The 13,405-nt window shown below is 70.9% G+C and carries 13 protein-coding genes; 4 read left to right on the top strand and 9 right to left on the bottom strand.

Annotated features, from left to right (window positions below; all coding sequences use genetic code 11):
- The first annotated feature begins 19 nt into the window (after positions 1 to 19).
- Positions 20 to 1,096 (top strand): methyltransferase, encoded by a 1,077-nt coding sequence (locus ACH4YL_RS18545; protein WP_398508425.1) that lies wholly within the window; start codon positions 20 to 22, stop codon positions 1,094 to 1,096.
- Between the two features lie 65 nt (positions 1,097 to 1,161).
- On the opposite strand, the gene ACH4YL_RS18550 is transcribed toward ACH4YL_RS18545, so the two are convergent.
- From ACH4YL_RS18550 to ACH4YL_RS18580, 7 genes are all read right to left on the bottom strand, one after another.
- Positions 1,162 to 1,527, bottom strand: coding sequence for a TcmI family type II polyketide cyclase (locus ACH4YL_RS18550; RefSeq protein ID WP_398508426.1), 366 nt, complete (start codon positions 1,525 to 1,527; stop codon positions 1,162 to 1,164).
- 22 nt (positions 1,528 to 1,549) lie between these two features.
- Positions 1,550 to 2,029, bottom strand: coding sequence for an SRPBCC family protein (locus ACH4YL_RS18555; RefSeq protein ID WP_398508427.1), 480 nt, complete (start codon positions 2,027 to 2,029; stop codon positions 1,550 to 1,552).
- A 1-nt stretch (position 2,030) separates the two neighbouring features.
- Complete coding sequence (locus ACH4YL_RS18560) at positions 2,031 to 2,288, bottom strand: acyl carrier protein (protein WP_398508747.1); 258 nt, start codon at positions 2,286 to 2,288, stop codon at positions 2,031 to 2,033.
- Positions 2,289 to 2,320: 32 nt separating this feature from the next.
- Complete coding sequence (locus ACH4YL_RS18565) at positions 2,321 to 3,568, bottom strand: ketosynthase chain-length factor (protein WP_398508428.1); 1,248 nt, start codon at positions 3,566 to 3,568, stop codon at positions 2,321 to 2,323.
- Positions 3,565 to 4,833, bottom strand: coding sequence for a beta-ketoacyl-[acyl-carrier-protein] synthase family protein (locus ACH4YL_RS18570; RefSeq protein ID WP_398508429.1), 1,269 nt, complete (start codon positions 4,831 to 4,833; stop codon positions 3,565 to 3,567). The genes ACH4YL_RS18565 and ACH4YL_RS18570 overlap by 4 nt, the downstream gene beginning before the upstream one ends.
- Positions 4,830 to 5,264 (bottom strand): cupin domain-containing protein, encoded by a 435-nt coding sequence (locus tag ACH4YL_RS18575; RefSeq protein ID WP_398508430.1) that lies wholly within the window; start codon positions 5,262 to 5,264, stop codon positions 4,830 to 4,832. Before ACH4YL_RS18575 ends, ACH4YL_RS18570 begins: the two co-directional genes overlap by 4 nt.
- 84 nt (positions 5,265 to 5,348) lie before the next feature.
- Positions 5,349 to 6,470, bottom strand: coding sequence for a SchA/CurD-like domain-containing protein (locus ACH4YL_RS18580; protein ID WP_398508431.1), 1,122 nt, complete (start codon positions 6,468 to 6,470; stop codon positions 5,349 to 5,351).
- A 228-nt stretch (positions 6,471 to 6,698) separates the two neighbouring features.
- Here ACH4YL_RS18580 and ACH4YL_RS18585 point away from each other — a divergent pair, with 228 nt between their 5' ends.
- The 3 genes from ACH4YL_RS18585 (at position 6,699) to ACH4YL_RS18595 (ending at position 12,006) form a co-directional block, all read left to right on the top strand.
- Entirely contained in the window at positions 6,699 to 8,333 is a 1,635-nt protein-coding gene (locus tag ACH4YL_RS18585) for an FAD-dependent oxidoreductase (RefSeq protein WP_398508432.1), read from the top strand.
- A 176-nt stretch (positions 8,334 to 8,509) separates the two neighbouring features.
- Positions 8,510 to 11,203 (top strand): SpoIIE family protein phosphatase, encoded by a 2,694-nt coding sequence (locus ACH4YL_RS18590; RefSeq protein ID WP_398508433.1) that lies wholly within the window; start codon positions 8,510 to 8,512, stop codon positions 11,201 to 11,203.
- Positions 11,200 to 12,006, top strand: coding sequence for a hypothetical protein (locus ACH4YL_RS18595; RefSeq protein WP_398508435.1), 807 nt, complete (start codon positions 11,200 to 11,202; stop codon positions 12,004 to 12,006). The genes ACH4YL_RS18590 and ACH4YL_RS18595 overlap by 4 nt, the downstream gene beginning before the upstream one ends.
- A 39-nt stretch (positions 12,007 to 12,045) precedes the next feature.
- Here ACH4YL_RS18595 and ACH4YL_RS18600 read toward each other — a convergent pair whose 3' ends face one another.
- Together ACH4YL_RS18600 and ACH4YL_RS18605 are read right to left on the bottom strand one after the other, a co-directional pair.
- Positions 12,046 to 12,750, bottom strand: a complete 705-nt coding sequence (locus ACH4YL_RS18600) for a DUF1775 domain-containing protein (protein ID WP_398508436.1) — start codon at positions 12,748 to 12,750, stop codon at positions 12,046 to 12,048.
- Positions 12,751 to 12,780: 30 nt separating this feature from the next.
- Positions 12,781 to 13,308: a hypothetical protein gene (locus tag ACH4YL_RS18605; RefSeq protein ID WP_398508437.1), complete on the bottom strand. Its 528-nt coding sequence runs from the start codon at positions 13,306 to 13,308 to the stop codon at positions 12,781 to 12,783.
- Positions 13,309 to 13,405 lie beyond the last annotated feature (97 nt).

Below are 13,405 nucleotides of genomic sequence, written 5' to 3' on the forward strand. Positions count from 1 at the left end.
CCAGGAGATTCGAGGCCGAATGACCACCCTGAGCACCAGACCCACATCCCCTGGCCCGGGCAGGGCGGGGGCCGAGACCATGGACGCGGCCCCGCCGGCCATGCGCCTGCGTGAGCTCGTCTTCGGCGCGGCCGTCGCCGCGTCGGTCCGGGCGGCCGCCCGGCTCGGCGTCGCCGACGCGCTCGGCGACAAGCCCGCCACCGCGGAGGACCTTGCGGCCGCGGTGAACACCGAGGCGCAGCCGCTGCGCCGGCTGTTGCGGGCGCTGTCCTGCTACGGCGTCTTCGTGGAGAACGAGGACGGCAAGTTCGCCCACACCGAGATGTCCCGGATGCTGCGCGAGGAAGATCCGCAAAGCCTCCGCTACATCACCCTGTGGTGCACGGAACCGTGGACCTGGGACGCCTGGCCGCTGCTCGACAAGGCTGTGCAGTCCGGCGGAAGCGTCTTCCAGGAGCTGTACGGCAAGGGCTTCTTCGACTATCTGCACCAGGACGCGCAGGAGTCGGCCCAGGTGTTCAACCGGGCCATGACCACCTCCAGCAAGCAGTCGGCGATGGAGGTCGCCGAACTGCTCGACCTGACCGGGGTCTCCTCGGTCGCGGACATCGGCGGCGGCCAGGGGCATGTGCTGGCCAGTCTGCTGGAGAAGCACCCGAAGGTCCGGGGCACGCTGCTCGACCTGCCCGATGTGGTGGCGAAGGCGGACCCGCGGCTGCGTGACGGGGGCTCACTGGCCGACCGGGTCACGGTCGTTCCCGGCGACTGCCGCCGGGCCGTCCCGGTCGACGCCGATCTCTTCATCGTGAAGAACATCCTGGAGTGGGACGACGCGTCGACCCGCAGCACGCTGCGGAACATCGTCGAGTCGGCCCGGCCTGGCACCCGGGTGGTGGTGATCGAGAACCTGGTCGACGACACCCCGTCGATGAAGTTCACCACGGCCATGGATCTGCTGCTGCTGCTCAATGTCGGCGGCGCGAAGCACACCCAGTCGAGTCTGGTGCAGCGGATGACCGAGGCGGGGCTGAAGGTCGGCGAGATCCGTCCGGTGAACGCGTACCTCCACGCGTTCGAGTCCGTCGTACCTGCCTGACACGACAACAAGAGACGCCCCGGGCCCGTTCTGAGAACGGGCCCGGGGCGTCCGGCTTGTGCGTCTCACGCGGTGCTGTCGCGCTCCCACCGGTAGAACTGACGGGCCATCGCGTCCTTCGGGCTGCGCCAGGTCTCCGGGTCGTACGGCGAGACGAAGGCGGTCAGCCGGTCGCTGATGTCCTTGAACGCCGGGTGCTCCGTCACCTTGGCGATCGCCGGTCCCGAGGGCTGGTCCGACTCGATCAGATGCAGATAGACGTCGCCGAACTGGAAGAGGCTGCGCCGCCTGACACCGACGAGATGTGGCAGTTCGCCGCGGTCCGATGCAGCGAACAGCTCGGCGATGTCGGCGGCCGATTCCGGCGCCATCCGGGCGACGATCAGCGCCTGGTGCGGGGAGTGGGCCGTGGACTTGGTCGGGGAGTTCATCGGGAGTCCCTTTCTTCCCGGCTCAGTTGGCGCGGGCTGCGACGCCGCGGCTCTGCCGGTCGCGCTGCTCGATCTTGTCCCGGATGAGCGCCAGCTGGATCTTGGAGTTGCGGTTGATGTTGTCGGTCATCCAGTCGTCGTCGACCGGGGCGTCCGGCTTCATCGCGAAGTCCTGCCGCCAGCGCATCCGGGTGCCGCCGGGTACTTCGGAGTACTCCCAGTGGATGTCCATGTGCTGGAAGGGGCCGGTCTCGACGCGGCGGGCCCGTACGGTGCGGCTGTTGCGGTCCGGCGTGCGCTCCGAGACCCAGCTCCAGACCTTGCCGTTCTCGTCCGGATGCATGGTCAGCCGGAAGGTCGTGGTGTCGCCCTGCCGCTCCAGGACGTCGACCGAGGCGTACTCGGAGAACAACTGCGGCCAGTTCTCCAGGTCGTTGGTCATGTCCCAGACGAGGTCCAGGGGTGCGTTGACGGTGATCTCGTTCTCGGTGTGTCCGGGCACTTCAGGCTCCGCTCATCAGGGTGTTGTTCACGAGGTCGAGGAACTCGCGCGGGGTCTTGCAGCGGTCCGCGTCGGGCGGGAGTGGTCGGCCGTGCCGGTTCTCCAGCTCGCCGACTATGCCGAGCAGGCCGAGCGAGTCGAGGCCGAACTCGTCGAAGCGGGCGTCGCTGCGGCCCGCCAGGTCGGCGGGGTCGACGGTGAGGCCGGCGCCCTTCTTCATCAGGGCGGCAAGTTCTTCGATGGTCAGTCGGTCGGTCAGGGGTGTCTCTGACATGGGGGGACTTCTCCTTCTCACGAGGTGGTTTCGGCGGCGTTGCGCAGCACCAGAGCCGCGTTCGAGCCCATCAGCCCGCGGCTCAGCACGAGCGCCGTGCCCAGTGGTGTGCGCTGGGCCCGGCCGGTCACGACATTGAGGTCGTGGCAGACGTCGAACACGTTCGGCGTGGGCGGTACGAGGCCGTGCTCCATGGCCATGACAGCGGCGGCCACATCGAGCACCGGTCCTCCGCAGTACGCCCGTCCGACACCGGTCTTGGGGGCCGTGACCGGCACCTTCCGGCCGTGTGCGCCGAGCGCGTCGGCGATCGCCAGCGCCTCGGCACGGTCGGCCGCCGGCACGCCGAGCGCGTCGGCGAAGACCACATCGATCTCCTCCGGCGCGCAGTCCGCCTCGCGCAGCGCGCCCCGGATCGATCTGGCCAGTCCTTCCCGGGACTCCTCCCACCGGGAAGGACCGGTGAAGGTGGCGGCATGCCCGGCGATGAAGGCCCGGGCCTTGGCACCGCGGGCGAGAGCCGCCTTCTCGTCCTCGACCACGAGCATCGCGCCGCCTTCGGCGGGCACGAAGCCACAGGCCTCGGAGGTGAAGGGCCGGTACGCCCGGGCCGGGTCGTCGCAACTGCTCAGGTCCTCGTAGCCCAGCTGGCAGACGACCGAGTAGGGCGCGAGCGGCGCTTCGGCGGAGCCGACGACGACGGCGTCGGCCCCGCGGGCGATGACCCGGCCGGCGTGCGCGAAGGCGTCGAGGCCGCCGGCCTCGTCGCTGCACACCACGCCGCAGGGCCCCTTGAAGCCGCCGCGGATGGAGATCTGGCCGGTGCTCGCGGCATAGAACCAGGCGATGGACTGGTACGGGCCGACATAGCGGGAGCCCTGTCCCCACAGCCGTTGCAGTTCGCGCTGGCCGAACTCGCCGCCGCCGGAGCCCGCGGCGGTGACCACGCCGACCGAGAAGGGCGTGCCTTCGTAGTCGGCGCGGCCGAGCCGGGCGTCGGCGAGCGCGAGATCCGCCGCGGCCATCGCGAAGTGCGTGAACCGGTCGGTCTGGACGAGGTAGCGCTCCTCGACCAGCGTGCCCGGGTCGAGGTCGCGCACCTCGCCCGCGACGCGGAGCGGCAACTGCTCGCACCCCTCGCGGGTGACCCGGTCGAGGACGCTGATGCCTTCCTGCGTCGCCTTCCAGAAAACGTCGGCGCCGACCCCGTTGGGGGCGACGACGCCGATGCCTGTGACAACCGTGCGCCGGGCTGAAGAGCTCATCGCGCCCTCCCACTGGGTGAGGTCATGACGACCGCCGACTGGAATCCGCCGAACCCGCTGCCGACCGAGAGCACATTGCGCAGCTTCCGGGGGCGGGCGGTGCGCGGCACGTAGTCCAGGTCGCATTCGGGGTCGGGGGTCTCGTAGTTCGCCGTCGGTGGCACCACCTGACGGTCCATGGCCAGTACGCAGGCGACGAGTTCGATCGCGCCGATCGCGCCCAGCGAGTGGCCCACCATGGATTTGATGGAGCTCATGGGCGTCTTGTAGGCGTGGTCGCCCAGTGAGCGCTTGACCGCGGCCGTCTCGTGCCGGTCGTTCTGTTTGGTGCCGGAGCCGTGCGCGTTGACGTAGTCGATCTCCGAGCTGTCGATCCGGGCGTGGTCGAGGGCGGTGTCGATCGCCCTGGCCATCTCCAGACCCTCGGGGGTCAGACCGGTCATGTGGTACGCGTTGCCGAAGGTGGAGTAGCCGCCTATCTCGCAGTAGACGGTGGCTCCGCGGGCCCGTGCGTGCTCCAGCTCTTCGAGGACGAGTACGGCTCCGCCCTCGCCCATCACGAACCCGTCGCGGTTGGCGTCGAACGGCCGCGACGCGTGCGCCGGGTCGTCGTTGTTCGCCGATGTCGCCTTGATCGCGTCGAAACAGGCCACCGTGATCGGGGAGATGGGCGAGTCCGACGCGCCGGCGATGCACACGTCGACCCGGCCCTCCTCGATGGAGTGGAAGGCGTATCCGACCGCGTCGAGCCCCGAGGTGCAGCCCGTCGAGACGGTCTGCACCGGTCCGTGGGCGCCGAACTCCTCGGCGACCGCGGATGCGAGGGTGGACGGCGAGAACGCGCGGTGGAGGTGTTCGCCCGCCGGGCGGTGATCCACGTCCCACCGTTTGCCGTGGCTGCTGACCGCGACGTAGTCGTGCTCCAGGCGTGTGGTGCCGCCGACCGCGGTGCCCAGGGACACTCCGATGCGCCAGGGGTCTTCCTTCTCGGGGTCGAGGCCGGAGTCCCGTACCGCTTCCCGCGCGGCCACCAGCGCGAACTGGATGTACCGGTCCGAGCGGGCCACCAGGTCCGGGTCGAGACCGTGGGCCGCGGGGTCGAAGTCGACCTCGGCGGCTATGCGTGAGCGGAAGCCCTCCGGGTTGAACAGAGTGATCCCGCGCGTCGCCGTCCGGCCGTTCGCGAGCAGGTCCCAGAACGCCGGGGCGCCGACGCCACCGGGGGCGACGATGCCGACCCCGGTGACCGCCACCCGCCGGTTCACGAAACGGCCCCAGTCCGTTCCGGCGGCCGGCCCTGCTCGGCGGTCTCGGTGTGCTCGGTGTCGACATGCCCGAGTTCCGGGCGTGGCGCGAGCGGACCGAGATGGAAGACCATACGGGCCTCCACATCGCCGACATTGCGGAACCGGTGGCGCACATTCAGCGGGATCATCAGGCCCTGGTCGGGACGCATCGAGTGCGTCACGCCGTCCAGGTCCACCTCCAGGAGCCCGCTCACCACGTACACGAACTCCTCTGAGTACGGGTGGTAGTGCTCGCCGATGCGCTCACCGGGCTTGACGATGGCCAGCCCCATGAAGCCGCTGGTGGCACCCACCGCGGTCGGCGTGAGCATGGCGCGCAGATCGCCTCCGCGCCTGGTGTTGGGCTGGGTCTCGCTGAGGTCCACGATGCGTGGGCTGTGCGTGGTCATTGCTGCTTCCTCCAGTTGCTGGGCCGCCGCTGTCTCACGGGCCGGCTGCGTCGCCGCGCTGCGCCCGGCGCGCGGGCGTACGGGTCACGACTCGGGCGGCGCGGACCGGTCGGTGATGAGCTGCATGTCGGAGCGCGCGAGGAGGCGCTTGATTTCCTTGTCGTTGCCCGGACCGCGGTCGTCGCCGTCGGCGAGCAGCCGGGCGAGCATCGCGGACTTGCGCGCGCCCTGAATGCCGAGCGCGAGCGCGGGGTGCGCGTCGAGCGGCCCACTGACGTCCACCAGTCGGACAACGATGTCGTCGCGCTGGAAGACCGTGCTGCTCGCGATCGGGTTTTCGGAGCTGTCGGCGGCCGCCTCGTCCTGCTTGGCGAGCAGCTTCGCCAGCGCCATCCCGCAGCCGTCCTTGGCCTGGTAGAAGAGCGCGTGGCGTTTCACGTCGGTGGGGGCGGGACCGTCGGCCGCCACGTGATGCACGGCGGGCAGCGCGGCCCGGGTGAAGAACAGCCGTGCGGAATTGGGGTCGTTGAGGTCCCGGTCCTGCTCCAGGTACGGGTTGATGGCCTCTTCGACGGCCCTGACCTCGGGCTGCCGCGCCACATGGCGCAGCGCCGCCAGCAGGTCGCCCTGCACTTCGATGGCCCGCACGACACGGTTGCCGTGCATGAAGAGCGAGGTGCGCCGCAGCCGGGTGCCGTCGTCGACCCGCGCGGCCGGCGAGGTGTATCCGGAGAGGATCTTCGCGACGTCCCTCTCGCTGCCGGGCTTGACGGTGAAGGTGAGCGCGTGGCGCACCACTCCGTCGCCGACCCGGGGCGCGGCCTGCAGCCGGCTCCTGAGCGGCTCGGGCGCGAGGCCCATGGTCTGTCCGGTCTCCCGCAGGACACTGAACCGCAGCGAACGTGTGTCGCGTACGCAGCTGTGCAGCGGCTGGACCGTCTCGACGTGCTCCTCGCTGTTCACCCAGGCGAGGAACGGCGGTGCGCTGTCCCATTCGCTGGTGATCAGCCACTGGGAGGGGTTCTCGATCGACTGGCACAGCTGGTCGCTGATGTGGCCCGGTACCGAAGCGACCTGATTGCGCATGTGCTCATAAGCCTCGAGGAACTGCTTCTGGGCTCCGTCGTGAAGATCCAGCAGCAGTACGACCCGAAGCCTTGAGCCGTCGAAGGCGGACTGCGATATCCGTTCCGACACAGTTGTCATACCTGTTCACACTCCTTCGCGACCGCCGCCGTATGACGTGGCCCGTCGTCAGTGGTCGGTGAATCCGCCCGGGTCGACCGCCCTGCGGATGCGCACACGATCGCCTCCCGAATCCCGGGGGGCGCTCACGGATTCGATCGTGGGCCGGTACCACGGGTGGCGCGAGAGATGAGCACCATGCGGGTGAATGGGCGAGCGAACAGCCGCCGGGCCGGGCATGCAGAACCCATGGAAGAGAACGCAGACCACCGCGTCCCGGTACTCATCGTCGGCGGGTCCCTGGTGGGCCTGTCCACTTCAATGTTCCTGAGCCGACACGGCATCAGGCACCTGCTCGTCGAGAAGCATTCGGGCACGTCCACGCATCCGCGCGGACGTGGCATCAATGTGCGCTCGATGGAGGTCTTCCGAGTCGCCGGCGTGGAGCCGGACATCCGGGAGGCCGCAGCGGTCCTCAAGGACAACCACGGCATCCTGCAAGCCGGCTCCCTGACCGGCGACGACCAGGAGTGGCTGTTCAAGGAGATCGACCCGGGCGGCGGGCTCGCCCGTATCAGCCCGTCGGCCTGGTGCCTGTGCAGCCAGAACGACATCGAGCCGGTGCTCGCCGCGCGGTCCGGCGCGAGCTGCGGCGATCTGCGGTTCTCCACCGAACTGCTCAGCTTCGACCAGGACGCCACCGGAGTCAGCGCGGTCGTCAAGGACCGGACGACCGGTGAGCACAGCACGGTGCGCGCGGACTATCTCGTCGCCGCAGACGGGCCGCGCAGCCCGGTCAGGGAACAGCTCGGCATCGGCCAGACCGGCAACGGCGAGCTGTTCCACAATGTGAGCATCACGTTCCGCTCCAAGGGCCTCATCGACATCGTCGGGGACCGCCGGTTCATCGTCTGCTACCTCACCGACCCCGACGGGGACGGAGCGCTGCTGCCGGTCGACAACGGGGACCACTGGGTCTTCCACGCGCCCTGGCACCCCGACCGCGGTGAGACTCTCGAGGACTTCACGGACGACCGCTGCAGCGAACACATCCGCCGGGCCGTCGGAGCGCCTGACCTGGACGTGGAGGTCACCGGCAAGGCGCCGTGGCACGCCGCGGAACGGGTCGCCGAGCGGTACTCGTCGGGCCGGGTCTTCCTGGCCGGCGACTCGGCGCACGAGATGTCGCCCACCGGCGCGTTCGGCTCCAACACCGGCATCCAGGACGCGCACAACCTCGCCTGGAAGCTGGCTGCGGTGCTGAACGGCTGGGCGGGCCCGGGACTCCTCGACACATACGGCCCGGAGCGGCTGCCCGTCGCGCGGGCGACCAGCGAACGCGCGTCGGCCCGCTCGGCGGAGCACAGCCACCCCGGCTACGCACCCGCACCGACACAGGGCGGCGGACCGCGCCAGGGCGGGGTCCTGTCGGTGGCGATGGGTTACGGCTACCTCCGGGGCGCGGTCCTCGGCGTCGATCCGGAGCGCCCCGTCGTACCGGAGCGCATGCGGCTCGCGGGCGACCCGGGCACCCGGTCACCACACCTGTGGGTGACCGGGTCCGGCGGGCGGATGTCCACGCTGGACCTGTACGAGCGGTCCTTCGTCCTGCTCAGCGGAGACGGCACACCGTGGCCGGCGGCGGCCAGGACGGTCGCGGCGCGGATGTCCGTACCGCTGGAGGCGTACGCGATCGGCACGGGGCCGGACGCGGATCTGGCGCCCGCCGAGGGGGCCGACTGGGCCGAGGCGCACGGGACGACACCTGCGGGCGCGGTTCTCGTGCGGCCCGACGGCTTTGTCGCCTGGCGCTCGGCGGAGGCGGTGCCGGATCCGGAGACCACGCTGAGCGAGGTACTGGGACAGCTGCTGAGCCGGGCCTGATCCGGGCCTGAGCCGGACGACGGGCCCTGGGCCTTAGCCGGGTTCCGAGGCCCTGCCCGGGCCGCCGCAGAAGGCGCACACGCGACGAAAATTCTTCCGAATGCGTCGCGCGTGCGCCTTCTGCGCTCTACGGTGCGCGGATAGCCCACCGTATGCGGGAGGTGTAGAAATAGGACATGGCCGGACGCTACGGCGGCCCGCGCTCGGTTCTGAGAATGCGAACTGTCGCTGGTCAGGTCTTTCTCCTGCAGGTGGCGATTGTTGTGCTGCTCGTCGCCGCCGGCATGGGCGCGCTCGTCCTGCAGTCCCGTGCGGACAGTGAGCGCGAGGCCCGCAACCGTTCGGTCGCCGTCGCCGAGACCTTCGCCAATTCGCCCGGCATCGAGGAGGCGCTGAAAAGCCCCGATCCCACCGCCGTGCTCCAGCCGCACGCCGAGGAGGCCCGCAAGCGCTCCGGGGTCGACTTCATCGTCGTACTGAACACCGACGGCATCCGCTACACACACCCGCTCCCCGACCGGATCGGCAAGCACTTCGTCGGCGACCTGGAGCCCTCGCTGAACGGCGAGGTCGTCACCGAGAAGATCACCGGCACCATCGGGCCGCTGGTCCAGGCGCAAGTACCGGTCTTCGCCACGGACGGCACAACGGTGATCGGGATCGTGTCCGCCGGGATCACCATCGAGCACGTAAGCGGCTATGTCGAGGACCAGTTTCCGCTGCTGCTCGGTGCGGGCGCGGTGGTGCTGCTGCTCACCACCGGCGGCACGGCACTGGTCAGCAGACGGCTGCGACGGCAGACCCACGGCCTCGGGCCGACCGAGATGACGCGGATGTACGAGCATCACGACGCGGTCCTGCACGCCGTGCGGGAAGGCGTGCTGATCGTCGGCGGCGACGGGCGGCTGCTGCTCGCCAACGACGAGGCGCGGCGGCTGCTCGATCTGCCGGCGGAGGTGGAGGGCCGTCCGGTCACCGACCTCGGGCTCGACCCGCTCACGGCCCGGCTGCTGACCTCCGGCCGGATCGCCAGCGACGAGGTGTATCTGGTCGGCGACCGGCTGCTCGCGGTGAACCAGCGGTCGACGGACAAGGACGGCGGGCCGCCGGGCAGCGTGGCGACCATCCGCGACACCACCGAGCTGCAGGCGCTCACCGGCCGGGCCGATGTGGCGCAGGGGCGGCTGAAGCTGCTCTACGACGCGGGCACGGAGATCGGCACGACGCTGGACGTGGTGCGCACCTGCGAGGAGCTGGCGGAGTTCGGGGCGGGCCGGTTCGCGGACTACGCCACCGTGGACCTGGTGGAGGCGGTGCTGCGCGGCGAGGAGCCGACGTCGACGGGCGCGGGCGCGGAGATGCGGCGGATGGCCTTCAGCGGACGGCGGGACGACACAGCGCTCTATCCGCTGGGCAGCTTGATCCGGTTTGTGTCGCACACCCCGGTCGGCGGCGGCATCGCGCGGGGCGATGCGATCCTGGAGCCGCATCTCGCCCGGTTCGAGGGATGGCAGGCGCAGTCGCCGGAGCGGGCCAAGAAGCTGGTGGAAACCGGCTTTCATTCGATGATCGCGGTGCCGCTGAAGGCGCGCGGGGCGATTTTGGGCGTGGCGATGTTCTGGCGCTCCGAGCAGCCGGAGCCGTTCGAGGAGGAGGACCGTTCCCTCGCCGAGGAACTGGTCGCACGGGCGGCGGTCAGCGTGGACAACGCACGCCGGTTCACCCGCGAGCACACCATGGCGGTGACCCTGCAGCGCAGTCTGCTGCCGCGCGTACTGCCGGAGCAGAACGCGCTCGACGTCGCCTACCGCTACCGCCCGGCCCAGGCGGGCCTCGGCGGTCTCGGCGGGGTCGGCGGCGACTGGTTCGACATCATTCCGCTGCCGGGCGCGCGGGTGGCGCTCGTGGTCGGCGACGTGGTCGGCCACGGACTGCACGCCGCCGCGACCATGGGCAGGCTGCGCACCGCGGTCCACAATTTCTCGACGCTCGACCTGCCGCCGGACGAACTGCTGTGGCATCTGGACGAGTTGGTCGCCCGCATCGACCAGGACGAGACCTCGGGCGGCGAGGGCTCGGAGGCCGGCGTCACCGGGGCGACCTGCCTCTACGCGATCTACGACCCGTCGACGGGCCACTGCGCGATCGCCCGCGCCGGCCACCTCCAGCCGGTGGTCCTCCACCCGGACGGCACGGCGGACTTCGCGGACGTGCCGGGCGGACCGCCGCTGGGCCTCGGCGGCCTGCCGTTCGAGACGCTCGAACTCCAACTGCCGGAGAACAGCGGCCTGGTGCTGTACACGGACGGCCTCGTCGAGGACCGGGACCGCGACATAGACGAGGGCCTCGCGCTGCTTCGCCGCACGCTGTCCAACCACACCGACCGTCCGCCGGAGGAGACCTGCGAGGCGGTCCTGCGGGCCCTGCTTCCGGAGAACCCGCGCGACGACATCGCGCTGCTGGTCGGCCGTACACGCACCCTCGACGCCACGAAGGTGGCCAACTGGGAGGTGCCGCCAGACCCGTCGGCGGTCGGCGAAATCCGGGCGGCGGCGACCGGCAAGCTGGCGGAGTGGGGCCTGACGGAGGAGGCCTTCACGACGGAGCTGATCCTCAGCGAACTGGTCACGAACGCGATCCGGTACGGCACCGGCAGGATCCGGGTCCGCCTGATCCTCGACCGCAGCCTGATCTGCGAGGTCTCGGACCACAGCAGCACCTCACCCCACCTGCGCCAGGCGGCCACCCTGGACGAGGGCGGCCGGGGCCTGTTCCTGGTGGCGCAGTTCGCGGACCGCTGGGGCACGCGGTACACCCCGGACGGCAAGGTCATCTGGGCGGAACAGCCGCTGACGGCGGACGAGTTGTGAGCCGTGCCCCGCTGCCCGGGGTGCTGTGGGTCGGCGGGCCACCGGGAGCAGGCAAGACGACCGTCGCACGGCTGCTCGCCCGTCGGCACGGTCTGCGCTGGTACAACGCGGACGCGCACACCTGGACGCATCGCGACCGGGCCATCGCCGCGGGCCATCCGGCGGCGCTGCGCTGGGAGGCGATGGACCTGGCGGAGCGCTGGTCGCGACCGGCGGCGGAGATGTTCGCGATGTCCCTGCACCGCGAGCGCGGTCCCATGATCGCCGACGATCTACGAGCGCTTCCGCCGGTGCCGCTGACGATCGCCGAGGGCACACCGGTCACGCCGGAGGTCACCGGAGCCGGGGCGCACGCGGTGTGGCTGATGCCGACGCACGAAGTGCAGAAGGCCAGACTTGCCGAACGAGGGCTGGCGCAAGGGCCGTTGGAGCTCTACCGGTATCTGGTGCGGGAGATCGAGGCGCAGGTCCAGGCGTACGGCGGGACTCGGCTGGACGTGGACGGCAGCCGGAGCGTGGCGGACACCGTCGCGGAGGTCGAGAAGCATTTCGCGGCCGTGCTGGAGGCGGGCCCGAAAGCCACCGCCGCGGCCGGGCGGAGCCGGCTGCTGAGATACGCCAACCAGGCCGTCGTCTCGCAGTACGCGGCCTTCGCCGCCCGGCCGTGGGCACCCGGCGACGCCCGTACGACCGTGCTCGCGTTCGCCTGCGAGTGCGGTCGGGACGGCTGCGAAGTGGATGTGGTGATGGCCGTCGCGGACTTTCCGCGCGCCGAGCCCGTGCTGGCAACCGGCCACGGGTGAGGCGGCCGGTGCGGCCCGGGGGCGCGCACCGGCCCGGGGTCAGGAGGCGGTGGGGCCCTGGCGGCGCTTGAACCAGAACACGCCTGCGGCCGCCGCGGCCACCACCACCACCGCGGCGATGATGCCGATCAGCGCGCCGTTGCCGCCGTCGTCGTCCTTCTCGGCGGCCTGCGGGGGCGTCGAGGACTGGGACGGTGCGGGGGTCGGCGTCGCAGGAGTGGGAGTCGGGGTCGGCGTGGGCGACGCGGTCGGTTCGAGCGTCGCCCCGGGGGCCGCGGGCTTCAGGGCGAGCACCGGTGCCGGGTTCTCCGGTTCCGTGCCGCCGTCGGGGACCTCGATCCAGCGGGAGACCTTGCCGTCGCCGTATGTGTCGATGGTCTTGAAGACCAGCGATTTGGCGTCCGGCAGCTGCTTCACCGTGACGCTGTACTCAACGTCCTTACCGGTTGCGAGCGCCTTGCCGGCGACGGTGTAGCCGTCCTGGGTCGGGGTGAACTTCCAGCCCGCCGGGGCCTCCTTCAGGCTCACCGCGTCCGGTGCGATGCCTTCGGGCAGGACGACCTGGAGCTTGGCGATGCCCGCGGTCTCCGACTCGGCCTCGGAGGAGAACGTCAGCGTGACGTTCTTGGCCAGGGCCCGCGCGTCGGACGCGGTGACATGGGCGTGGGCGGCGGCGGGTCCGGCGACGGCGAGCACCGTGGCCAGCGCGGCGGTGGCCACGGCGAGCGCGGAAAGTCTTCTCATGATGGTGGGTCAGCTCCTCTGGGCGATCTGTCATGGGCGGGACGGCGACAGCCCATGAACAGGAGGCCCGCGGCGTACCACGACATGCGCGAGGACGGCGTACGGTGCCACCTCCGCGCGCGGCCGAGCCCCGGCAGCGACGCGGGTGAGCGCGGGACGTTGCCGCGAGTCCGTCCGCCAAGGCCCGAGCCAGCGCACCAGCAGACAGCTCAACACCTCTGGGAGCACAGCGAGTTGATCGTCCGCCTGGTGCAGCAGCACCGCCACGGCCAGTGCGGCGAGCGCGTGCGCGCCGAGCATCACGGTGGAGCTCACGGGCACTTGGTGCTCGCCCGCGTGCGTCGCGTGCAGATCAGGACCGGCCTGCGCCAGCACTTCGTGCAGAACGAGCTGCGCCGCACACGTCCCGGCCACGACGACGGCGAGCGAACGCGGCCGCGACGTCCACGGCAGCACGCCGAGGAAGGCAACACCCGCCGCAATCAGCAACAGCCGCCAGGCGACCGGCTCGCCCGAGGCGAGATGGTGGCCGAGTCCGGCGAGTACCGCGCTCGCCACGGCGAACACACCGGCCCGAGCCCCCCGCACGCTCCCCGGAGCCCGCGGCGCGCCGTGGTCGGAGTGAAATCGAGCCCGTGTCATGCCGGGGACATCA

Origin of the sequence: Streptomyces sp. NPDC020681, from assembly GCF_044334895.1 — a bacterium.
Classification (GTDB): Bacteria; Actinomycetota; Actinomycetes; order Streptomycetales; family Streptomycetaceae; genus Streptomyces.